Source organism: Streptomyces sp. NPDC059169 (genome assembly GCF_042755225.1).
Taxonomy (GTDB): Bacteria; Actinomycetota; Actinomycetes; order Streptomycetales; family Streptomycetaceae; genus Streptomyces.
Map to the genome: position 1 here is coordinate 1 of NZ_JBHZCF010000006.1, position 22,423 is coordinate 22,423.

Consider the following 22,423-nt stretch of genomic DNA (forward strand, 5'->3'; position numbering starts at 1 on the left):
TCGTGGACCCGCACGTCCGGCAGCTCGACGACCGGCCCGGAGCCCATCGACAACTGCTCGTCCACCTCATCGGCCGACACCAGCCCGCCGGCGCCTCGCACCCGGCCACCCGCGGCCATCTCACCCAACGCCGCCGCGTAGTAGCCCGCCCACCGTGCAGCCGCCCCGGCATCCACCACCGCGGTGTCAAAACCAGCCCGCACCACCACCCGCCCACCCCGCCACACCGGCTCGACCCGCCACACCACACCCTCCCCCACACCACCCACAACCCCAACCCCAGCCCCAGCCACCCGCCCACCACCAACATCCAGCACCGTCTCAAACCACGGCCCCTCCTCCCCACCCACCCCCACCACCGGCACACCCCGATGCGCACACACACCCACCCACGCCCGATCCGCAGCCCCCACCACATCCACCCACGACGAACCCTCCCCCACCACCACCCGACACGGCAGCACCCCACCCTCCACCACCACACCAGTAACCACCTCGTCCTCCCCCGACAACACCGCCAACACCCGCGCATGCGCCGCCAACCACACCGCCTCCCACCCCACCCCCCACTCCCGCACCAACCCCCGCAACCCCTCCACCACCCCATCCGACACCCCCACCTCACACCCACCCACCCCCGACACCCCACCCACCGACCACCGCGGCACCACCGTGAAACCGCCCACCCCCACCACACCCCGCCAGAAACCACGACCGGTATCCATGCTCGTTGTCATGGGGGTCACCCCTCCACTCGCGACGGTGCCGTCGGGCCGCCCGTGCGGCAGACCGCTGTTGGTTGATGAGCGGCTTCTCGCAACTCCGTGGCGGGGTTCCCGCCCCACCACGCGTGGTCGGGAACCTCCTCGCCCTTCATCAGGAACGAGTCCGGTGCCAACACCGCACCGTCGCCCATCGTCACGCCGTAGTGGACGTGGGCGCCGACGCCGAGCGTGCAGCCCGCGCCGACCGTGCTGTAGTCGGACTTGAAGGTGCCGTCCTCCTGCGAATGGCACTGGACCTTGCTGCCCGCGTTGAGCGTGCAGTCGTCCCCGATGGTGGTGAGCGTCCGCTCGGTCACGTAGCAGCCGTCGTCGAAGACCCGCTTGCCGATCCGAACGCCCAGCAATCGCCAGATCACGCTCCTGAAGGGCGTGCCGTTGAAGATGTTGAGGTATTCGTCGGGGACCTTCCAGAGGCGCTCGTGCCACCAGAAGTACGGGTCGTAGATGGAGCACAACTGCGGTTGCAGCGTGCGGAAGGCCGCGACGGCGCGTTCCACCAGGACGAGGTACAGGGCCGTCACGGCCAGGGTGAGGACCAGGGACACGGCGATCACCACTTGCCCGAGGACGCCGTAGAAGTCGACGGCCGCGAGTCCGATCACGGTGAGCACGAAGAGGTACAGCCACCGCACGAAGAGGAAGTAGATCATCGAGCGGATGTTGTAGCGGTTCTTCGCCGCGAGGTTGCGGTGCAGTGTGTCGCCGTTGCGCAAGTGGTCGAAGCGTGAATCCCGATCGACGGACCGGGGTATCTCGAAGCTGGGCGAGCCGAGCAGCCCGACGCCCTCGCGGACTTCTCCGTCGAGCGGGACCAACACCTTCGTCGCGAGGAGGCAGTTCTCACCCGTCCTGGCACCTGACGGAAAGGCGATGTTGTTCCCGAGGAAGTTGTGCGCTCCTATCGAGGCTCGGGAAACTCGGAAGGACGTGCTCGAGAAGTCCGCATTGACGAGGGACAGACCGTCGGCGACCATCGTGCCGCTCCCGACGGAGGCGAGGTACGGGGTTTCGTGCTGTACCTCCGTACCGAAGTTCGACCCCGTCTGCTCGACCCGGGACAGCTTGTATCCCAGGGCCTTCAGATAGTGAACGATGTAGGAGCTGTCGCCGAAGAGCCTCTTGTAGAACTTGATGTTCGTCATGCGTGCGATCGTCCGGTGCACCGAGTAGTGGAAGCCGTACAGCGGATAGACCTTGTCCGGTTTGATCGTCAGGTTCAGCAGACGCGGGACCGTGAACAGGATGGCCGGGCCCAGGATCAGGGAGCCGACGAACACCACGAAGGACACGGCCAGCGCGTCGACGAAGAGCTCCGGGGACGTGAGCGGCTGTGCGCCCGCGTCCAGCCGACTGCCCAGCGCCGGGATCCGCGTGACCAGCACGTATGCGACGCCGACTGCCAGTGGCACGTACACGAAGTAGAGCTGGAGCAGGGTGACGAGGCCGTATCCCGCACGGCGCAGCGCGCCGCAGCCGGCCGGATCGACCCGTACGTAGTCGATCTCCGTGGGCTGCGCGGGGGAGCCGTGCCAGCGCTCGCCGGCCGGGACGCACTGGCCGCTGTACAGCGCGGACGTGTGCCCGAGCTGTGCTCCGTCGCCCATCGACGTGTCGATGTCCAGCACCGTCTTCTCGCCGACGAACACGTCACGCCCGAGGGTGACGCGACCGGTTTGGATCCGGCCGGCGTGCGCCCGGTAGCAGAGCAGGAACGCCTCCTTGCGGATCACGGTGCCGGACCCGATGGTCAGCAGGTCGGTGCAGACCGGAACCGTGCGCGAGAGGATCGTGACGCCCTTGCCGACCCGCGCGCCGAGGGCCCGCAGGTACAGCACGTACAGCGGATTGCCGACGAGGAAGACGACCGGGTTGGCGTGGATCAAGACCTTGACGGTCCAGAAGCGCAGGTAGGTCAGGCCCCAGACCGGGAACTCACGGGGCTTCCAGCGGCCGACGAGGATCCACTTGGCAGCTATCGGGAAGGTGCACAGCGCGGTGAAACCGGCACCGCCGAAGACGAGGGCCCGGAGGTAGGTGTCGACGATGCCGGAGCCGTCCCGTACCCACTCGTAGCCGCGGGCCGTGACGAAACCGGCGACGAAGGAGTAGGCCACGAAGAACAGCAGCTGCGCCGTGCCGCACAGCACGTACTGCAGCGTGCTCGCCCGGGGCGCGGGCTCTGGCGGCACCTCCGGGGCGGGCCCGGCCGGGCCGGGGGAGGGAGCGGTCTGCTCCAGTGCCGTGGCGAGGCTCCTGATGGTCGGGTGCCGGTAGATGTCCTTGATCGACACCGACGGTAGGTCCGACCGCTTCCTGACCCGCGCACAGAACTGGGCCATTATCAGCGAATTGGCACACAGGTCATCGAAGAAGTGGCTGTCGACGGATATCTTCTCGACGCCCACGACATCTGCGAGTATCTCCGCGAGGTCCGTATCATTGCCGCTCTTCGGGCCGGAGTCTCTGCTCTTGGATATTGCAGATTCGTCCGGCCCGGGCGGCAAGACCTCGACAGATTTTTCCACCATTCGAGCTCCTTGAGGAAAATTTGACCACCGTCGGCCGGTCCGGCCCGATACCGGTGTCCTCACGCTCCGGCGGTGGCCGGAGCGGGCAAAGCGGCAGCCACGAGGTCGTGAACTCTCTCCTGGTCGACAAACCCTTGGTTCGCGCTGTTTTCAAGTCTCCTGCCGGCCTTCTCGCGGTGCCACTCGAACTCGGGTGGTCAGAAGGGCGGGAAAAAGCCGACAGCACTAGGGATCGCTGGTGTGCGGAGGCTCTGCGTGGGCCGCCCGCTGTCGTCCGTTGTAGTGACGGTGGGGTGGCCTTCGACGGCCGTTGCAGCGGCCCGACGATCATGAAGGGCGGTCCGCGGCGGGAGCGCTCTCCACTCGCTTGAATTCAGGGGCGCGGGGTGCGGCGATCACCGCGCAGTAGTGTTTCTCAAACGAGACTACTCCGCGGTGGATACATATTTTCCTCTACCGTCCATCTTGTTCGAGGGACGTAATGTATACGGTTCTGCTGGCGATTTGGATTGCCTGATGGGACCATTGATGGGGCGAAGGGGGCCAGGCTCGCGTGCGCTCGCTAGCCTGGACCCGGTCGGCCGTGCGGTGCCGCTCATCGGGCCCGGCGCGACGTCCGACTGATGCGGTCACCGGGCGGGTCCTCGACCGCGCCAGATCGTTTGCGGGGACGTTATGGGGATTCCTGCCCCCGCATAGGGAACGATGTCCACCGGTCCACCGGCGGACGTCGTTCCCGGACCGGGCCGGCGGGTGCGTCAGGTACGCGACGACGCGGGGAGCGGCGGTGCCGCCTCTCGTCCGTAGTGGGCCGTGCGGGCGAGGGGCGGCAGCCGCCGGTCGCATCCACGGCCCAGTCGCACCGCCGGTCCCCGGGCGTTTCCCCGCCGCGGCCGGCGTCCGCCAGCGGTCCCCCCATGGGGCCTGCTGCCCGGGCCCGCTGCGCGAAGGACGGGGACGGCGAGGCTCCCCCCACCACAGATCGGATCGGGCGCGTGGCCGGGCCCACGCCATCGTGAAACGGGTGGGGCAGCCGTGCTCCCTTTGTGCGGCCCGTCTTCGGCGAGCGGCCGATCAAGACATCAGAAGAGGCTTCCGCGGGCGGGCGGGAGCCCCGTGACCGCTGTCGCGAACCGATCGTCGGCGCACCCGAAGCGAAGCTCCCCGGACGCCGCGCCCGGGTCCCCACGCTCAGGATCCTCGAATGATCAGCTCCTGGACGGACGCTGTCCGTCGATCACCTCCGCAGGCTGTCGCATGCGCATTGCGCGAGCACTCCGAAGGACGGTCACACCAGTCCCCTCGAGTCGCAACTTCCGGTCGGCGGCGGCTCCACGTGTCGTGACTTCGCCCCCTCACGACCACGACGTGGCAGAGCGGTGACGTCGGGGCGCGTACCCGAAGATCCCGGCAACACAGCGTGTTCCCAGCCCCCTTGGTGGGGTGGGTGGCCGCGATGGGTGTGCTTCCGGGCCCTCGATCCGACCGGAGGGTGGCCGAATCACAGTGCTTGATCGGGGCGCCGGAAGCTACGACACGCGTGATCGTCGTCGCTGACAGGTACGGTTTGGCCATGGATGATTCCGGAACGAGCGTCGCCGCAGGGAGCACCGGGCTGCCGGCCACCATCAAGGACTCCGCGCGCCAACTCCTCCCGAAGGTGGGCGCCGGAGGACTGACCCTGGATGCCGTCGCTGCATCGAGCGGGCTTGCCGTCACCGAGGTGGAGGCCGTCTTCCCGCACCGTGACGACCTGCTGACCGCGCTGGTCATCGACGCCTACGACGCGTCGGGTGCCGCGATGGAGCAGGCCGACCGGGCTGCGGGGGACGCCGGCGCGTCCGCCGGCACCCGGCTCCTCGCGGTCACGCGCGCACTGCGGACGTGGTCGTTCGCCAACCCCGGTGAGTTCACGCTGATCTACGGCTCGCCCGTGCCCGAGTACCACGCCCCGCAGGAGACGGTCCCGCCGGCCTCGCGCACGCCCGCCGTCCTCGCGGGCATCGTGCGAGCTGCACTGCAGGCCGGCGAACTCACCCCACCCGGGCGTCCGTTGACCGGTCCCTCGCTGCTGCTGCCCGAGGCCGTGGAGCTCTTCGGCGGCGTACCCGAGGCTCCGTTCTCGGACGTCGTCGAACGCGGGATCGTGCTCTGGAGCAGCCTGATCGGGCTCCTGGTGTTCCAGGTCTTCAGCCGTACCCACGACAGTGTCCGGGACGAGTCCGCGTTCTTCGACTTCGCGGTCGCCGTGGCGGCCGAGAGCATCGGACTCGTGGTTCCCACGGGCGACAACACCGACTAGACCGTCCGCCGCACGTGCGGCACCGGCGGGGAATCAGGCCGTGAACACCACCAGAACCCTCTGCTTCGTCATCGCGGCGTTGTCGTCGTACGCCGCTCTCGTCTACCGGCTGTGCCAAGTGGGGCGCAACTGGCGGGACAACGCCTACCGTGCGCTGGTCGTCACCCTGCTGCTCCAGTGCCTCACCTTCACGATGGGCGCCGTCGCCATGGGGAGCGAAAGCTTCCTCGGCGTCGGCAACCTGGCCGTCCTGGTGATGCACGTTGCGGCGGTCGCCTTCTGCGTCAGCGCGCAGATCATCCTGCTGCGGTGGGCGACCGCTGCCGAGGAGGCGGCGCGGAAGACCCGCTACTGGCTGATCACCGGAGCCGCTCTCAACGCACTCCTCATCGCGCTGTTCTTCATCGCCGACGGACCCGGCCGGCCGGCTTCGGACTTCAACACCGGCAGTGGCCAGCCGCTGATCCTCACCTACCTGCTGGTCTTCATCGTCTCCCAGGCGCTTCCGTGCGTGACGATCTTCCGGCAATGCGGCCCCTACGCCCGTATGGCCGGCAAGGCATCGCTGCAGCAGGCCCTGCGGTTGCTCTCGGTCGCCGCGGTCGTCCTCTTCTTCTACTGCCTCGCCAGGACGGTCAACATCCTGACCGCTGCGGCCGGGATCGACATCGGTGTCTGGCAGGTCGCCGCCTCCGTCTTCAGCGCTGCCGGGATCGTTGTCCTCTCTCTCAGCCTGACCATCTCCTCCTGGGGGCCGTCGGCCGGCAAGTTCCTTTTCTGGATCCGTAGTTACCAGTCCTACCGCGCGCTGTACCCGCTGTGGCGGGATCTGTACGAGTCCTCCCCGGACATCGTTCTGGAGCCACCGGGGGCCGCGGTCTCCGACCTGAACTACCGCCTCCACCGGCGCGTCATCGAAATACGTGACGGGTGGCGGGACTTGCGTCCCTACATCGACCGCACCTCCAACGGGCCGGGCGGAGCGGCGCCGGGTGTGAGCGCGGAGATCCGGCAGGCGTTCGCGGAAGCGTCGCAGATCAAGCAAGCCCTGCATGCCAAGCGTGCCGGCACCATTCCCGCGGACAACAAGGACGCGGCCGACTTCGAGGACCGGGACACGGACAACTTCACGGCCGAGGTCGCCTGGCTGACCAAGGTCGCGTCCGCCTACCGTAAGCTCGAAAAGGCGAGTTGAGAGCTCCCGCCCGGTCTGTACCCCCGTCAGACCGGGCGGGTATCTCCCGTTCCCCCGTTTCCCCCATGGGGAGCCCGTCCTCCCCACACGATCCGGGCGTTGATGTCGCGCCCGGCGGGCTCGGCCCCGTTCGTCCCCCGTGGCCGAGCCCGGCCGATGCGCATGGCAACCAACTCGGCTACCCCCGTGAGCAAAGTTAGCTGGCAGCTATCGGCCGGGTTCCACGGTGGCGGAGTCTCGGCAGATTGTCAACTGACCGCTAATCTGCGAAACTGACGATTAGCCACGAGCAACTGTCGAAGAGGGCCGGGAGGGAAAATCCAATGTCCGAGACCGACGACCGGCCCGTACTGGCGGTGCGTCTGGACGACCTCTTCAAGACGATCCGCCCCAAGGGCAAGCACTGGACCAATGCCGAGGTCGCGGAGGAGCTGAAGCGGGCCAACCCCGAACTCAGGGTCGGCGGCGTGTACCTGTCCCAGCTGCGGACGGGCAAGCGCTCCAACCCCTCGCCCGACCTCCTGGCCGCCCTCGCCCGCTTCTTCGGCGTGTCCGTCGCCTACTTCTTCGACGACGAGGTCGCCCAGTCGGTTCTCGGCGAGGTCGCCGCCATCGAGGCACTGCGGCAGGCAGGCGTCCGCGCCGTGGCCATGCGCGCGGCCGGGATGAAGAAGGAGAACCTCCAGGCCATCACGGCCATCATGGACCAGTACCGGCAGATGCAGGGTCTGCCGCCCGTCAGCGACTCCTCGGAGCCGCAGTGAGGGGTACGGGGGAGTGAGGCGCGCGGGCAAGGGCCGGTCGGTCGACCAGGGCCGCCGCAGTCACCTCAAGAGGCTGCGCAAGAGCAGCGCGCGGCGCATCGCCGACCTCGACCTGCCCGAGGTGAGCGATGTCGCCGAGCTCTGCCGCTACCTCGGGGAGGTCCGCGAGCGGCCCATCACGCTGGTGCCGATGCAGATGCCTGCGTCGCACCCGTGTGGGATGTGGGTGGCCGCACGCGACGAGGACCTCATCTTCTACGACGCCAACACCACCAGCGCGCATCAGGAGCACATCATCTTGCACGAGCTGGGCCACATCATCTGCTGCCACCGCGGTGCGGGCTGGCTGGACGAGGCGAGTGCCCGCCTCCTCTTCCCCAACCTGGACCCCCAACTCGTGCGCGACATGCTCCTGCGCGCGACCTACGACGACGTCCAGGAACAGGAAGCGGAGATCATCGCCTATCAGCTGTCCCAGCACATGGGCAGTGCCGGAAAGGGGCAGGGTGAGCCGGCGGAAGCCGCCGCGAACGGTGACGGACCCGGCAACGACGCCATGCTCAGCCGGATCGAACGCACCCTGATCTGACGTGGCCCACTCATCGGCCGACCAGGGCCACCTCCTCCGCCAGGACCGACACGGCCCGTCTGATGTCTTCCTCGCGGTGCTCGCTGGTGACGAAGAACCGGAGCCTCGACAGCCCCTCCTCCACCGCGGGGTGGAAGATGGGGTCGGCGACGACCCCACGGGTGAAGAGCCGGTCCGCGACGTGCAACGTCCGCGCCGAATCACCGAGGAGGCACGGCACGATGGGCGTGTCGGCGCTGGAGCCCGTCGCCAGACCGGCCGCCGTCGCCAGGTTGCGGAAGAGTTCCGAGTTCCGCCGCAGCGCGCGTATCCGGTGCGGTTCCTCGACGATCAGCTCGGTGGCGGCCAGTGCGGCGGCTGCGTTCGCCGGGGTGATGCCGACGCTGTAGACGAATCCCGGCAGCGTGTGCCGCAGCCATCGCACCATCCGCGCCGAACCCCCGAGGTAACCACCGCAACTGGCGAAGGACTTGGAGAGCGTACCCATCCACAGGTCCACGTCCCTGCGGTCGACCGCGAAGAACTCGCCCACACCGGCGCCCCGTTCGCCGACGGTGCCGATGCTGTGCGCCTCGTCGACCAGCAGCAGGGCCCCGTGGCGCTTTTTCAGCTCGATCACGGCCGGCAGGTCGACCAGGTCTCCGTCCATGCTGTACGCACCCTCGACGGCGACCAGCACCCGCCGGAACCGCGAGCGGTTGAGCCGCAGCAGGTGCTCCAGCTGTTCGACGTCGTTGTGGGCGAACGGGCGTCGCGCCGCACCCGACAGGGCAATGCCCTGCAGGATGCTGTCGTGGGCGAGCGCGTCGTGCACCACCAGGTCCCCCTGGCCGACGAGGTGCCCGATCGCGGTGACGTTCGTGGCATGGCCGCTCACCAGGGTCAGGCAGTCGGCGACGCCGAGGAAATCGGCGAGGGTCCTCTCCAGCCGCACGGTCAGGCCGCGTTCGCCGGACAGCGGCCGACTCGCGGAGACCGAGGTCCCGTAGCGGTCCACCGCCCGGTGCACGGCCTCGCGGACCGTCGGATGGCCGGAGAGCCCGAGGTAGTTGTAGCTACCGAAGGACAGGTACTGCCGGCCGCCGATCTCGGTGGTGTCGCGGATGGTGCCCTGGTGGACCCGGAAGTACGGGAAGTCCGCACCGTGACCGTTGACGGCGGCCAGACGGGCCTCGAACTGCCGCACTTCCGGAAACGCATCGACGCAGGCCGTGTCGGCGTCCCAGTCCGGCCGGGACTCGAGGGGCACCGGGCCCCCAGGTGCCGAAGGCCAGGTTTCCCGGGCCGGTGGCGCTCCGGGAGCCGACGGCCCTGCAAGGTGCCGATCGGCCAGTGCGATCAACCGCCCCACGGTGAGACCGGGGGCGAACATCTCCTCGGTACGGAAGCCTGGTATTCGCCTGCCGATGTTGAGCTCCAGCTCCTGCAGCATCAGGGAGTCGAAGCCCAGGTCGGCGGCGAGAGCCATCCGTACGTCCAGATCGGCGACGGGGAAGACCCCGGTCCTCGACAGCTCTTCGAGTACGACGGATGCCGCCGACGCGGCACCGGGTCCCGACCCTCCGGGCGGGACGGCCGTTCCGGAGCGGTCGCCACGCCCGAGGTCCGCTTCGGGCGTCGCCCCCAGCGGGCGGGCGTGGTCCCCGACTTCGCGAGCCGACGCGTCCACCGCCCAGTGGTGGCGCGGGGCGAGGGGACTCGGCGGCAGGGTGCAGGGGGGCACGCGCTCCGTCACGGCCCGCAGGCCCGAGCCGGTGACCGCACGCTGCACGTGCCCTGCCAGGGTGGCCGTACGCTCCGCGGCGGACAGTGGGCCAGGGTCCACGACGGCGGTCCCGGCCTCACCCGGGGCCACGGTGCCGACCGCCATGCCCGGCCCGAGCTCTCCGGTCCGGCCCGCCGCCACGGCCTCGGCCGCGACGGTCAGCCGGACGGCGGCGTCGGCGGTGTCCTCCGCGACCACGGCGAGACGCTCCGCGAAGGGAGCCCGACGAGCCAGCGTGTCGGCCACCACCGCCAAGGGGGGCTGGTCGCCGGCGATCGTGTGTGCCAGTTCCCGGGCGTATCGGACCAGGCCGTCCCGATCGCGGGCACTGATCACCAGGAGTTGCGGGGCTCCGGCCGGAACGGGGCGCACCGTTGCTCCGGCGTGCTCCTCCACCACCAGGTGGACCCCGGTGCCACCGAAGCCGAAGGCGCTCACTCCCGCGCGCCGCGGCCGCCCGGGCTCCGGCCACGGTGTCGGCGACGTCGGGACGACCAACCGTGCGGCTTCGAGCCCACTCCGGTCGGCCAGGTCGAACTCCGGCTGCGGCGGGATCACCCCCCGGTGGACGCTCAGGACCGTCTTGATCAGCCCGGCGATGCCCGAGGCGTTGAGCGAGTGCCCGACCACCGCTTTCACCGCACCGAAGAAGGCGGGCGCGCCTTCCGCCCCGCGCAGCTCGCGCAGGACCCCCACCTCGACCGGATCGCCGACCGTGGTCCCGGTGCCGTGCGCCTCCAGGTACCCCACCGTGTCCGGGGCCACGCCCGCATCACGGTAGGCGCGGCGCAGCGCCCGGAGCTGACCGGCGGCCCGGGGGTGCATGCCGCCCTGCACGGTCCCGTCATTGGCCGTGCCCACGCCGCGGATCACGGCGTAGACCCGGTCCCCGGCCTCCAGGGCGTCGGCCAGCGGGCGCATCACCAGCACACCGGCGCCCTCTCCCAGGACGAAGCCGTCGGCATCCTTTCCGAACGGCAGGCACCTGCCGCTGCGCGACACCGCGCCGATCCGGCACAGACCCACCAACAGGTCCGGTGTGAGAATCAGTTGCGCGCCACCCGCAAGGGCGATGCGGCACCGGCCGGTGCGCAGCGCGAACACGGCGTTGGCCACGGCCATGAGTCCGCCGGAGCACGCCGAGTCCAACGCATAGCTCTCACCGTGCAGGTCGAACACCGAACTGATCGTGTTCGGCCCCATGTTGAGCAGGAGCCCCGCCACGGAGGTGCCGTGCAGCCCGTCGACGCCGCGAGCCGCCTCCAGCCACCGGGGGTCGGTGGCCCGGGCCCCGAATTCGCCACCGGCCAGCTGGCGCATCCGGATCTGCAGGGTGCTGATCTCGCGGTAGCCGCTCTCGGTGAGCGACGTGACGACGGACGTTTCCTCGCGGTCGAAGCCGTCGGCCTCCCAGCCCGCGTCCTGGATCGCCTCACGAGCCAGGTCGATCAGCATCCGCGCCTGCGGGTCCATCGATCTGGCCCGCCGCGGTGGGATGCCGTAGTGGGTGGCGTCGAAGTGGCCCACGTCCGGGAGCAGGGCCATCGTGTCCGTGTACGCCGCGTGCGCGTCGCGGATGCTGTCGCTGAGGAAGGTCGCGGCGCGCCACCGCGAGTCCGGGACGGTGCCGAACTGGGTCTCGGGAGCCGTGAGCAGCTGCCAGTACCGGTTCACGTTGCGCGCCCCGGGGAACCGGCAGGCCATGCCCACGATCGCGACGTCCTCCCGCCGCGCCCCTGCTGAATCCACTGTGGAGTCTTTCGCTGTCACCAAGGTCACCTGGTCGTGCCCAGTCGGTCGTGCCACCAGTCCACGGTTGCTGCGACCTGCTCGTCGATCGGAGTGGGGTGTGTCGCGAACTCCGCTTCGTACGCGCTGGAGTCGACGACGAACGGTCGGTCGAACTGGTATCGGATCTCCTTCAGTTCACGGATCAGCGGGGAGAAGAGCCCGGCCGCGCCCAGAACGGCGGGTGGCGTCCTGCGCACCGCCACCGGCCCCGTTGCGGACCGGGCGGCGAGACGGTCGACCATCTCCCGGAAGGACAGCGCGGGTGCCGTCGGGACGTGCCAGGCCCGACCCCACGCACGCTCCTCTCCCGATACCTCGACCAGCGTCCTGGCCACGTCAGGCACGTAGGTCCAGCTGTGGGGGACGTCCGGGTCGCCCAGTGCGGACACCGCCTTGCCGCGCAGCAGCCGGGGCATCACCCGCCCCGCCAGATGCCCGCCGTCGGTCACGCCGGGACCGAAGAAGTCGGAGGCCCGCACTTCGACCGCAGTGATGCGGCCCTGCTCGTGCAGCCCTCGTGCCTGCTCCCACACCGCAGCGCGTACCCGGCCCTTGGGGCCGGACGCAGCGAGCGGGAGTTCTTCGGTCAAGGGGCCGTCGACCGGGCCGTAGCCGTAGAGGTTGCCCAGCATGACCAGGACAGCCCCGGTCGACTCGGCCGCGGCACACACGGACGTGGCGAGGGGCGGCCATTCATCCGCCCAGCGGTGGTAGGGGGGCGCGGCACAGTTGAAGATCGCGGTTGCACCCCGGGTGGCTTCGATCAGCCGGGTGCTGTTCGCCGCGTCCAGCGCGACGTGCTCGATACCTGACTCCGGGCCGCGGCCCGAGGTGGTGATGACCCGTACGGAATGGCCCTCGGCGGCCAGCAGCCGGGCAACGGCCGCCCCGGTGGGCCCGAATCCAATAACAACATAGACATTCACTCGCGCACATTAGCGCGACTCATCTGATGACTATTCATCAGGCGGTGGTTACCCAAGGGACATTGTGTCAAGCGTCAACCACTCGGACTCGTGACCGGCGTCGATCCGGTCCGGTGCGCCACTCCCCGGGAATGCGTCGAGGTGGGGGCTCGGCCCGACGGCCCGCGGTGTTTCAGGGTGCACCCTTGAGGGCCCGCAAAGTCGGTGATGCGTTCACCGAACGCCCCGCACGCCGTGCGCAGGCCGACGGCGAGGAGCCACCCACCGTCAGTGGGACGACACGCCTCTCGGGGGACAGGGCGGGTGCTCGTCCGTGGGGAGTCACTGCGACGTCGGACACGCCTGCAGGCTGACGCGGATCTGTCGGCGGTGGCTGACATCGTGGCGGCATGACGCGAATCGACGACCGCGGCCGACACGGCCCGCCTCGGGTCGTGTCGGCCGCCACGGCCCGCCTCGGGTCGTCGAGGTGAGGGGACCGGCCACGCGCTACGGGGAGGCCGTTGCGCTGGACCGGGGGCCTCGAAGCGGAGAAGGGAACCGTCCTCGGGGCGTTGGTGCCCGTTCGCCGGAGCCGGAGATACCGAGCGACCTCTGCGTCACGGCAAGCAGCAAGGCGCTGGAGAACACAAGCCACGGGTTGGCCGGGGTCTCACGCCTCACACCCGCTCCGCCCGCAGTGGGCCGGTTCCGCGGGAAGCGTTGACCGTACCCGCGGTTCAGAGCAGGGCGGCGGCATCCTCGAGACCGAGGTCGCCGCCTTCGGCACGCGCGGTCTCGAACACCGTGTCCCCGAGCACGGCGCGTGCGGATTCCTCCGCGAGCCGCAGGTTCTCCCGCTCGAAGGAGCTGAGGTAGTGGCCCCGAGGCAGCAGTTCCTCGTGTGCGCCGACGAGCCGGGCCGCACGCAGCGCCCGCTCCTCGCCGCCGAGCCCGGTCAGCGCCCGGGCTGCGGTGAGCAACTGGGAGGCCGAGAGCTGCGGGCTGATCATCAGGGACAGCGGGGTGCGACCGAGCTCCAACGCATGGCGGCAGCGGGCGAGAGCGTCTTCGAAGGCGCCGTCGAGCACATCCACGCAGGCGAGGACACCGTGGGCCAGCCCCTCGAACACAGCGAGGGTGTCGATACGGAAGTCGTCCAGCAGTAGCCGGAGTTGGCTGCGCGCCTCGGCTGTACGGCCGGTCCTGGCCAGTTGGAGGGCCAGGATCAGACGGGCGGCGATCGCACCCTCGTAGCCGCTCTCCGGGCCGGCGTCGAGCACCTCGCGCAGGATCGCCTCGGCTTCCGCCCCACGGCTCATCTCGATGAGGACGCCCGCGAGCCGGGCCCGCAGCAGCGAGACCTGGCTCTGCGCGCCGAGGACGGCCGCGCGATCGATCGCCCGGCGCAGGTCGTCCGCCGCCGCCTCGTACGCGCCGCTGCGCTCGTATGCCTCACCACGGGCGGAAAGCGCCTCGGCCGCTCCCCAGGAGTCACCGAGCCGTTCGAAGATCTCCAGGCTGCGGTCGGCGTCGCGTCGCGCATCGTCCGCCGAGACGGTGTGGTCGGCCAAGGCGTTGGCGCGCACCTGGAGCACGGCCGCCAACTCCCAGTCGTAGCCCGCATCCTCGGCAGTGCGCGCGGTGGTGTCCAGGACCTCCAGTACGCGTTCCCGGTCTCCGGCGACGAGGACGGCGAAGAACCAAAGCGAGGCGGGGAAGCGGCATGCCTGCGGTAGACCGGGGTGGTAGGCCTCGGTCACGCGGTCCAGCCAGCGGCGGCGATCCGTGGTCGTCCACTCCTCGATCGCGTGGTCCATGGTGATCATCCGCACCAACCGCGCCTGTCGGCGCGCCTCCGCCAGCAGGTCCGGTCGCAGCGGCGGCGGGGCGTCCGTGCAACGCTCCGTCAGCGGCGGGGCAGGGACGACGGGCGGTGCGAACGGGTCGGGCCCGAGGGCGGAAACGGCTCCGGCCCAGTGGCAGGCCTCGGTGCGCAGATCCCTCAGCTGCCAGTACCAGGCGAGCGAAAGCACCAGACTGAGCCCCTCGTGCTCGTCCCGTGCGGTGACCGCCTGCCGCAACGCGGTCCGCAGGTTCCCGTGCTCCAGCCGCAGGCGGGCGAGCGCGGCACGCTGCCCGGAGCCGCGCAGCCGGGGGTCGAGCGTCCGGGCCAGCTCCCGGTAGTGCACCAGGTGCCGGCGCTCGGCGGCCTCCCGTTCGCCGGCCTCGTCGAGCCGTTCGCCCGCGTACTCCGCGACGGTCTCAAGCAGCCCGTACCGCATCTCCCCGTCCGCGCCGGGCACCGCGACGACCAGCGACTTGTCGACCAGAGATCCGAGCAGAGTAGCGACGTCCGGCCCCGTGCGCCCGGCGGGGGTGTGGTCGGACGGGTCCCGGCAGACGGATTCCGCCGCGGTGAGGTCGCATCCGCCCGCGAAGACCGATAGCCGGCGCAGGACCGCGTGTTCGGAGGAGTCGAGGAGGTCCCAGGACCAGTCGATGACCGCACGCAGCGTCTGCTGGCGCGGCAGCACCGTCCGCGCCCCGCTCGTCAGCAGGCGGAACCGGTCGTCGAGGCGGTCGGCGATCTGGGCGGCGGTGAGCATCCGCAGTCGGGCGGCGGCGAGTTCGATGGCGAGCGGCAGTCCGTCGAGACGGCGGCAGATCTCGGCGGTCGCCGAAGCGGTCGCCTCGTCCGCGTCGACGCGGAAGCCGGGCAGCGCGGCAGCGCCGCGTTCGGCGAGGAGGCGCAGCGCCACCGGTACGGGCAGCGGACCCACGGGGCGCACCAACTCCCCCGGTACGCCGAGTGGTTCGCGGCTGGTGGCGAGGACCGTGAGGCCCGGGCAGCGCTCCAGGAGCCGCTCGGCGAGCGCGGCTGCGGCCTCCACGACGTGCTCGCAGTTGTCCAGGAGCAGCAGCATGCGCCGACGCGCGCAGCGCTCGACGAGCCGGACGAGGGCGTCCCCGCTGTGACGTTCGACGCCCGCCCTGAGTTCGTCGGCACCCGCGCCCCGCAGCACGGTCTCTCGCCCCCGCAGTGCGGCGAGCACGGCATCAGGAACCGACTCAGGGCCCTCCACGGAAGCGAGTTCGGCGAGCCAGACACCGTCGGGCCAGGGATGGTCCGGGCCCGCCGCGGTCCGCTCGGCGACCTCCTGGGACAGTCGCGTCTTGCCCGAGCCGCCCGCCCCGACGAGCGTGACGAGGCGGGCCCGCGCCAGGTCCTCCCGGACGGCCCGCATCTCGTGGTCGCGCCCGACGAAACTGTCGAGCCTCGCACGCAGGTTGCCCGGCGGCCCGGCCCCAAGTATGGCGTCGCCCACCGGGCGGGGGGCCGGGGGACCGCCGAACTCGTACGCGTGCGGGTCCAGCAATTCCCCGTGCAGCGCGCGCAGCCGCGGGCCGGGGTCCGCACCGAGCTGGTCGGCGAGGGTACGGCGGACCTCCTCGTACGCGGCGAGCGCCTCCGCGGGGCGGCCGGCGTCCCGTAGCGCCGCGATCCGCAGCTCCTGGAGCCGTTCGTCCAGCGGATGCTCGACGCACGACGCCGCCAACTCCGCGAGGGCCTCCTCCGCCCGGCCGATCGCGAGCACCGCGGCCAGCCGGGTGCGGCGGGCGTCGAGCCGCCGCGTCTCCCAGCGGGCGGCCTCCGCGAACCGCCCCGGCAGGTCGGCCAGTACGGGGCCGTTCCACAGCGCGAGTGCCTCGTCGAGGAGTGCCGCCGACCTGCCGGCATCGCCATCGGCCAGTGCCCGCTTCCCCTCGTCGGCGAGCCGGTCGAACCGGTGCAGGTCCACCTCGTCCCGCTCCGCGCACAGTCGGTACGCACGGCCCTCGACGGAGGACACCGCGTCCCGTCCCAGTGCTCTGCGCAACCGGCTCACAAGCGCCTGCACCGCGCCGACGGTGTCCGCGGGCGGGTCCCCGTCCCAGACCTCCTCGACCAGGACGTCCAGCGGGACCGCGCTCCCGGGCCGCAAGGCCAGCGCGGTCAGCAGCGCCCGCAGCCGTGCGCCGCCGAGCGCGACGGGCGTACCGTCGTCGTGGAGTGCCTGGACCTGGCCGAGTACGCGGTAGTGCACCCTGTCATTGTGTCACCCACCGTTGACGCCACGGGTGTCTCGTCGAACCCCGGACCGACGGTCGCGGCTACCCGCCCGGCCCGGCAGCATCCCTGCCCGAGGTTCGCGCCCCCCGGGGATGTCCGGGTAGGCGCGTGGCAGCACGGCCCCGAGACGCCCGCCTGCCACGGTCGCGCCGTCAACACCGGGCAGCGGCACCGGACTCCGGTCCGGCCTGAGACGACGATGCTCTCTCGCCCCCGCGTTCGCCCGCGGGTTCGCCCCCGCGTTCGCCCGCGCCCGCGTCTTCGGCAGGGGCCGGGGCCGGGGATCTTCGCGACCGTCTCCCGAGCGGTCACGACACGCGACAGCGTCGCTTCCCGATGCTCGATTGCCTGCACCGACTCGGCGACCCTGCGTCGCAGTTCCTCGACCCGTGCAAGGAATGCCGTCTCCCGCACGTCCAGTTCCTCGGACAACGGAACCGTCGCCGCCCCCGAGGTCGTGACCACACCGTTGAAGCGGCATACCCAACACCACAGTCCCAGCGCAGGACTCCCCGTTCCTGCGGGAGAGCCGCATTCATTCCGGACCGTCCCTGCTTGCGGGACGGCAGCCCGTGCGTGGGCGCGCAGGTACGACCCGATATCCTGCACAGTCCGGAACATGCGTTCGGCTGGAGCGGGAGCCAGGGCCCTGGCAATCCTCGCTCTCGCTCGCCGGACGGCACTTCCCCCCCCCATGCGGCCGCCTCCTCGACGGCACCTCGCGCGAAAGGCCGGGACTGGCTTCGGTCCGCATCGCCACCCAGAGGACCTGAACACCTTTATGACTCCCCACATATCCGTTCTCCGGCGTCGTCCGCCCGTCTGGCCGGTCCCCGTGTTGTGGACCCTGGTTCTCGGCTTGTGGGGGCTGTCCAGACAGCACAGCGTGTGGCGGGACGAGGCCGCGACATGGCAGGTGGCCCGGCGATCCGTCGCCGACATCTGGCACATGCTGGGTCAGGTCGACGTCGTGCACGGGCTCTACTACCTGCTGATGCACGGACTCTTCGCATGCTTCGGGGCCGGCACCACGGCCCTGCGGCTGCCCTCCGTGTTGGCGGTGGCGGTGGCGGCGGCCTGTGTGACGGTCATCGGCCAACGGTTGGCCGGGGTATGGGCGGGCTTGGCCGGAGGACTGGCACTCGGGCTGCTCCCGGCCGTGCAGTTCTACCTCCAGGAGGGCCGCCCGTACGCGCTGGTCGCGGCGGGAGCCGGGATCTCGACGCTGCTGCTCGTGACCGCGATCGAGGGGCGCGGCCGGGCGACGTGCTGGACGGCGTACGGCGCCACCGTCCTGGTGTGCGCGCTGCTGAACTGGCTGTCGCTGCTGACCCTGCCCGCGCACCTGGCGACCCTGGTCTGGGTGAGGGCGGGGCGCGGGACGTGCGCGCGCTGGGCAACGGCTGCCGCGGCTGCGGTGCTGGGCGCTCTGCCGCTGATCCTCTTCAGCCGGCGCCAGTCCGACCAGGTGTCCTGGATCCCGCCGCTGACGTGGCACATGATGATCGGACCGGCGGTCCTGCTGGTGATCGGTGGTCTCGGGGTCCTGCTCGACCGTCCGCGGTCGGGCCGCCTGTCCGTGGCGGCCGTCGGGATGCCGCTGCTGGCGGTGCCGCAGATCGGCCTGGTCTGCCTCTCCTTGATCCAGCCGCTGTTCCTGGACCGCTACGTGCTGTTCAGCATGCTGGGTCTGGCACTGCTGATCGGCGCGGCGCTGGGTGCGGCGGAACGGGCGCTGCGGCGGCGGTTCCCGAGAGGGGCGGCGTGGCTCGTGCCGGTGGCGGTCACTCTGGCGGTGGTGGCGTTGCTGCCGCAGTCGCTGGCCAAACGCTCTCCGGCGAGCCGGGTGGACGATGTGCTCGCCGTGTCGGCGGACGTGCGGCGGCTGAAGGAGACCGGGGACGCGGTGCTCTTCGTGCCGGCGGCCCGGCGCGATGCGGCGCTGGTCTCTCCCGACGACTTCGCCGGCCTGAGGGACATCGCGCTCGAGCGGAGCCCCGTCGCGTCCGGGACACTGAAGGGCGTGGAGGCCAGTCCTGGCCGGATACGTACGGCGATGTTGGCACAGCGGCGGATACTGCTGGTCACGGACGAGGCCGACGTGGCACGGCCGGTTTCGGCGGAACGGGACAAGGTGAAGACCGCCGTGCTGAAGAAGTACTTCACGGTGGTGGCGGACGAGCAGGTCCGCGGGCGACGGGTGACCGTGTACGAGCGGCTCGAACCGGCTCGGCGCCCTGCCGACGGAAATCCGGCGCTCAGGCCGGACGCGTAGCCGGCGCTCGGGGCCGGTCGGGTGGCTGCACCTGCCGATGTCTTCCAGGGCCAGTTGCCTAACTGACGCTATGTCAGGGGCTCGGCCTCACGCATGTCCCAGACAACGAAATGCCTGTGTGCACGTCTATGTGCGGTTCTCCACGGGCGGTTTCCGCCCGGTGAGGGGTGTGCACGGCCGAGGTCCGCTCGGGCGGCGGATGGTAGCCGATCACACCGTGGCACAGGAGGGCCGGAGTGTCCCGGATCGTCACGTCCTCCACGACGAAGGAGCGGTCGCGCTCGTACCCGGGGTTGAGCGCGGCGCGCAGGTCCGCGGGGGGGCTGCTGGTGTCCCGGAGGAGGTAGAGGGCTGAGCCGAGCGGCCGGTCGCCAACCAGGGCACGGCCCGGTGGACCACCAAGGACGGGACGACCCTGGCCGAATTCGCCTGGGCGGTCCTGAACGCGCTCGACGAGGCGGAAGAACCCTCCGATCTCGCCGAACCCGACCCCGGCGCGGGAACCTGGAGCAGCGTGCGGAAGATGAGGTGCGCATCGTGCCGACAGCGTCCCCGCTCGTACGGATGCCCCCCAGGTCCGCATCGACAAGTTCGGTGCGGCAGAGGACGGCCGACCGATCGCAGGCGAGCCGGGCGACGCCGTCACGGCCTCGGAGTACTCGCGGGCATGGAAGCGAGCCCGGACCTTGGTTCCCGCCTGAACCGTCCTGGACCAGCCCGCGAGCTTCTTCCACGATGGCGAACGCCTCCTGGGCGCCGAGGACATCGACGACCCCTACCTCCGCGGCATGCTCACCATCGCCCGCTCCACCGGCCGCGCGGAACGGTCGTGGCTGCGGGAACTACTGGCCTGACACCGACACGGCTGGCCCCGCCGGTCTGCACCTGGGTGCTCCCTCTGCCGGCGAGACGGTGCGGGTGGCAGAACCAGGCCGGCCACATGCCTTCACGCTGCCCGTGCTCCGTGAGATCAAAATCTGCAGTATGAGATCACTGAGCGAGGAAGGTGAGACGCAAAACGATCTCGCCGTCGTCGACCTCCCCGGTGGGCTCAAACCCGAACTTCCGGTAAAAAGGCCACGGTTCGCCCTCGCCGGGATCGTAGCTGGTCAACAGTTCGGTGGCGCCGTCCGCGCGAACAAGGGCCGCGATCTGGGCGAGCGTCTCTCGCCCGATCCCTCGCCTCTGGTGCCGCTTGTCGACGAGGAGGCGCCAGATGAAGTGTCGCCCTTTGTAAGGTCCAGCCGGCGGCTTCCACGACAGCATCACGAAGCCGACCGGCTCGTCGCCGATGTACATGGCGCGGTACCAGGGATTGGCCTCCGGTTTCCTTCTCGCCTCCTTGAGTGACTTGGACACAGAGGCGACGAATTGCTTCTGTTTGCGTCGGACGCGGAGGGCGCGAACGGCATCCCGGTTGTCGTCGGTGACCTCCCGTAGATGCACGTCTGGGGACCTCATGCCACACCCCTTCCTACACCGAGGTGGCTGCGCCATCCGGGCCGACGTGAAGAGCCGTCGCCGTGCGGCGGTGCACGTACTATCAAGGACGTCAGGTTGGACGTCTTCGCAGCGTATTCGACGCGAGGGATCTGGAGCGGGACTGGCGCGCCGGGCTGTGTCTGCTCTGAAGTAGCCACCTTGACCTGGGCAGACGCTACAAGATCCTGTCCACGAATCGCCCGCAGCACGCGTCAAAGGGCCGCTCGGCGTTGCATCCGCCTGCGCATGCAACGAGACGCGCAAGGCTGCGCGGCCCCGGCTCGGGCGGTCGAGGTGCACGGGCAGAGGAGTGCGTCCGGACGCCCGGAACGCGGCAGCCCGCCGGGCGGCCGTCGTACCGTACGTCGTTCGAGCGCCGAGTGCACCCAAGGGAGGAAGCGGCCTTCCGCGGCCGGGGACGTTATTTCCGGCCGGGGGTCCACTTCATGCCGAGCCGGTACGCGCGGGAGATCACGTCCTGGACGCCGGGACCGTCCTGCGGGGTGAACCACCGGACCTCGCGTCCGATGACGAGTTCGCCCTTCTGCCGCTTGATGAGGGCAATGGCGCAGGCGTGCGCCTGCGGCGGGCACTCGTCCAGAACCATCCGGAAGCACTCGCCGCGGTCGGAGGTCAGGGTCACCACCGCGTCGAGGCCGGATCGACACGTCGGGAACCCTGCACGGGGTCGTCACCTGGGCTTCGATCGTTCACATGCATGCGACCGGACGTAGGACGTGTCTGGCCAGCGCGATCAGCACGGAGTACGAGATCGTCAACGCCTCGGCCCATCTGCTGCCGGTACTGCCGGTGATCCGTGCGCACGAGTTCGTGCTCGTCCGAGCCGCGGACGGGCAGGTGAGTGGCATCGTCACCTCCGCCGATCTCGCGGGCGAGTTCGGTACCGTGGCCCGCCCCTTCTTCACCCTGGGCGAGATCGAGCGCCGACTCCGGCGCTGCCTGGGGCGCGTCTACGACGAGGATGACGTGCAGAAGGTACACAATCTGTGCCACTGGGCCGTTGAGCAGGGCGGAGTCCTTGATCGACCATTTCGGCGACGCGTTGTGTTGTCCCGCGGTTAACCACCCGCTCTGGCACGCATCTGGCACGCGCGCTGCCGCTGACACCTGCCTTGTTCGATCAAGCGGGCCGTGCGGGCTATTTCAGGCCAACGACGCTGACACTTCCTGGTGATCCTACGGCTGCCCAGTCCGTTGCCGCTCGGGGGTGTTGATGTTATCCGCTGATGTCACTCAGTGGAACGCCGTCGCGCTGCCAGTCGCCGCAACCTACGGCGGCGCTGTCCCGCTGCGCGCTGCTGAGCTCTCATGACGGAGACTGTCTGTGGATCACTGATCAGATCGTAGTCGTACATCAGAAGCGCGTCGTCGTCCTTGGCGAGCAGGCATCGCAACGTGTCGATGTTGCGTTCAGGGCTGGTGAGTAGCCGCTTCGACTCCAGCCAGGCGGCCAGACCACCATCGTCTTCCAGCACGGGACCACCGTAGCCAGCTGGCCCGGCGTCGTCATGCCAGTTCTCCGGGGCAGGCATAACGCCTCGGACGAAAACGACCTCTGGGACTGCCTTTTCGGCGCCAGGGACGCGGGGTCCGATCAGGGCTTGCGTCGAGGTTGCGCCGCCCGTATCGCAGATGGCGCGTGAGCACGGGGAGACAATGAGAGAGGGCGGGAGCCAGTGAGACTGACTCCCGCCCTCTTCTTTCGGCATCCGCCCTGGTCAGCGCCTTGATTTCTACTGATCCTCGGCGAGTGCCCCCGGCAGGATTCGAACCTGCGCACACGGCTCCGGAGGGCGCTTGAGTCCCATGTATTTCGGCCGGTCAGGGCCCTGGCGGCGGCTGACCGTTCTGTCTCAGTCCACGGAAGGTCCACGGAACGGCAGCAGTCCAGACGATTGCCCTGCTGT

Annotated in this window: 13 protein-coding genes and 1 pseudogene; 6 read left to right on the forward strand and 8 right to left on the reverse strand. The window is 70.1% G+C overall.

The genetic code is table 11. The features are described 5' to 3' along the window. Together ACFXOM_RS12825 and ACFXOM_RS12830 are read right to left on the reverse strand one after the other, a co-directional pair. Positions 1 to 737, reverse strand: a pseudogene (locus ACFXOM_RS12825) (non-ribosomal peptide synthetase); the annotation flags it as partial. A 5-nt stretch (positions 738 to 742) separates the two neighbouring features. Then, positions 743 to 3,313, reverse strand: coding sequence for a Pls/PosA family non-ribosomal peptide synthetase (locus ACFXOM_RS12830; RefSeq protein WP_385037886.1), 2,571 nt, complete (start codon positions 3,311 to 3,313; stop codon positions 743 to 745). Between the two features lie 1,573 nt (positions 3,314 to 4,886). On the opposite strand from ACFXOM_RS12830, the gene ACFXOM_RS12835 reads away from it, so the two are divergent. From ACFXOM_RS12835 to ACFXOM_RS12850, 4 genes are all read left to right on the forward strand, one after another. Beyond that, complete coding sequence (locus ACFXOM_RS12835) at positions 4,887 to 5,615, forward strand: TetR-like C-terminal domain-containing protein (protein WP_385037889.1); 729 nt, start codon at positions 4,887 to 4,889, stop codon at positions 5,613 to 5,615. A gap of 40 nt (positions 5,616 to 5,655) precedes the next feature. Next, the gene (locus tag ACFXOM_RS12840) at positions 5,656 to 6,810 is read left to right on the forward strand and encodes an MAB_1171c family putative transporter (RefSeq protein ID WP_385037892.1); all 1,155 of its coding nucleotides are present in this window, start codon (positions 5,656 to 5,658) and stop codon (positions 6,808 to 6,810) included. Positions 6,811 to 7,133: 323 nt separating this feature from the next. Then, positions 7,134 to 7,574, forward strand: a complete 441-nt coding sequence (locus ACFXOM_RS12845) for a helix-turn-helix domain-containing protein (protein WP_384942941.1) — start codon at positions 7,134 to 7,136, stop codon at positions 7,572 to 7,574. 13 nt (positions 7,575 to 7,587) lie between these two features. Beyond that, on the forward strand, positions 7,588 to 8,163 hold the full coding sequence (locus tag ACFXOM_RS12850; RefSeq protein WP_384942943.1) for a toxin: 576 nt from the start codon (positions 7,588 to 7,590) through the stop codon (positions 8,161 to 8,163). Between the two features lie 10 nt (positions 8,164 to 8,173). On the opposite strand, the gene ACFXOM_RS12855 is transcribed toward ACFXOM_RS12850, so the two are convergent. The 3 genes from ACFXOM_RS12855 to ACFXOM_RS12865 form a co-directional block, all read right to left on the reverse strand. Beyond that, positions 8,174 to 11,632 carry an aminotransferase class I/II-fold pyridoxal phosphate-dependent enzyme gene (locus ACFXOM_RS12855; RefSeq protein WP_385038062.1) on the reverse strand — a complete coding sequence of 1,153 codons (3,459 nt, stop codon included), beginning with the start codon at positions 11,630 to 11,632 and terminating at the stop codon, positions 8,174 to 8,176. A gap of 71 nt (positions 11,633 to 11,703) precedes the next feature. After that, positions 11,704 to 12,645, reverse strand: a complete 942-nt coding sequence (locus ACFXOM_RS12860; protein ID WP_384942944.1) for an NAD-dependent epimerase/dehydratase family protein — start codon at positions 12,643 to 12,645, stop codon at positions 11,704 to 11,706. Positions 12,646 to 13,364: 719 nt separating this feature from the next. Continuing rightward, complete coding sequence (locus tag ACFXOM_RS12865) at positions 13,365 to 16,712, reverse strand: BTAD domain-containing putative transcriptional regulator (RefSeq protein WP_385037894.1); 3,348 nt, start codon at positions 16,710 to 16,712, stop codon at positions 13,365 to 13,367. 807 nt (positions 16,713 to 17,519) lie between these two features. Between ACFXOM_RS12865 and ACFXOM_RS12870 the strand changes: the two genes are divergently transcribed. Continuing rightward, complete coding sequence (locus ACFXOM_RS12870) at positions 17,520 to 19,013, forward strand: hypothetical protein (protein WP_385037897.1); 1,494 nt, start codon at positions 17,520 to 17,522, stop codon at positions 19,011 to 19,013. A gap of 990 nt (positions 19,014 to 20,003) precedes the next feature. On the opposite strand, the gene ACFXOM_RS12875 is transcribed toward ACFXOM_RS12870, so the two are convergent. Further along, positions 20,004 to 20,474 carry a GNAT family N-acetyltransferase gene (locus ACFXOM_RS12875; protein WP_385037900.1) on the reverse strand — a complete coding sequence of 157 codons (471 nt, stop codon included), beginning with the start codon at positions 20,472 to 20,474 and terminating at the stop codon, positions 20,004 to 20,006. Between the two features lie 442 nt (positions 20,475 to 20,916). After that, positions 20,917 to 21,138 carry a hypothetical protein gene (locus tag ACFXOM_RS12880; RefSeq protein WP_384948804.1) on the reverse strand — a complete coding sequence of 74 codons (222 nt, stop codon included), beginning with the start codon at positions 21,136 to 21,138 and terminating at the stop codon, positions 20,917 to 20,919. A 71-nt stretch (positions 21,139 to 21,209) separates the two neighbouring features. Here ACFXOM_RS12880 and ACFXOM_RS12885 point away from each other — a divergent pair, with 71 nt between their 5' ends. After that, positions 21,210 to 21,578 carry a hypothetical protein gene (locus tag ACFXOM_RS12885; protein ID WP_384948802.1) on the forward strand — a complete coding sequence of 123 codons (369 nt, stop codon included), beginning with the start codon at positions 21,210 to 21,212 and terminating at the stop codon, positions 21,576 to 21,578. 167 nt (positions 21,579 to 21,745) lie between these two features. On the opposite strand, the gene ACFXOM_RS12890 is transcribed toward ACFXOM_RS12885, so the two are convergent. Further along, positions 21,746 to 21,991: a hypothetical protein gene (locus tag ACFXOM_RS12890; protein ID WP_384948799.1), complete on the reverse strand. Its 246-nt coding sequence runs from the start codon at positions 21,989 to 21,991 to the stop codon at positions 21,746 to 21,748. Positions 21,992 to 22,423 lie beyond the last annotated feature (432 nt).

What these genes read in the sequence shown, in the direction of transcription:
- ACFXOM_RS12870 (WP_385037897.1), top strand. Translation starts at nt 17,520, where the DNA reads ATGACTCCCCACATATCCGTTCTCCGGCGTCGTCCGCCCGTCTGGCCG.
- ACFXOM_RS12855 (WP_385038062.1), bottom strand. Translation starts at nt 11,632, where the DNA reads ATGGCCTGCCGGTTCCCCGGGGCGCGCAACGTGAACCGGTACTGGCAG.
- ACFXOM_RS12830 (WP_385037886.1), bottom strand. Translation starts at nt 3,313, where the DNA reads ATGGTGGAAAAATCTGTCGAGGTCTTGCCGCCCGGGCCGGACGAATCT.
- ACFXOM_RS12835 (WP_385037889.1), top strand. Translation starts at nt 4,887, where the DNA reads ATGGATGATTCCGGAACGAGCGTCGCCGCAGGGAGCACCGGGCTGCCG.
- ACFXOM_RS12885 (WP_384948802.1), top strand. Translation starts at nt 21,210, where the DNA reads ATGCATGCGACCGGACGTAGGACGTGTCTGGCCAGCGCGATCAGCACG.
- ACFXOM_RS12875 (WP_385037900.1), bottom strand. Translation starts at nt 20,474, where the DNA reads ATGAGGTCCCCAGACGTGCATCTACGGGAGGTCACCGACGACAACCGG.
- ACFXOM_RS12845 (WP_384942941.1), top strand. Translation starts at nt 7,134, where the DNA reads ATGTCCGAGACCGACGACCGGCCCGTACTGGCGGTGCGTCTGGACGAC.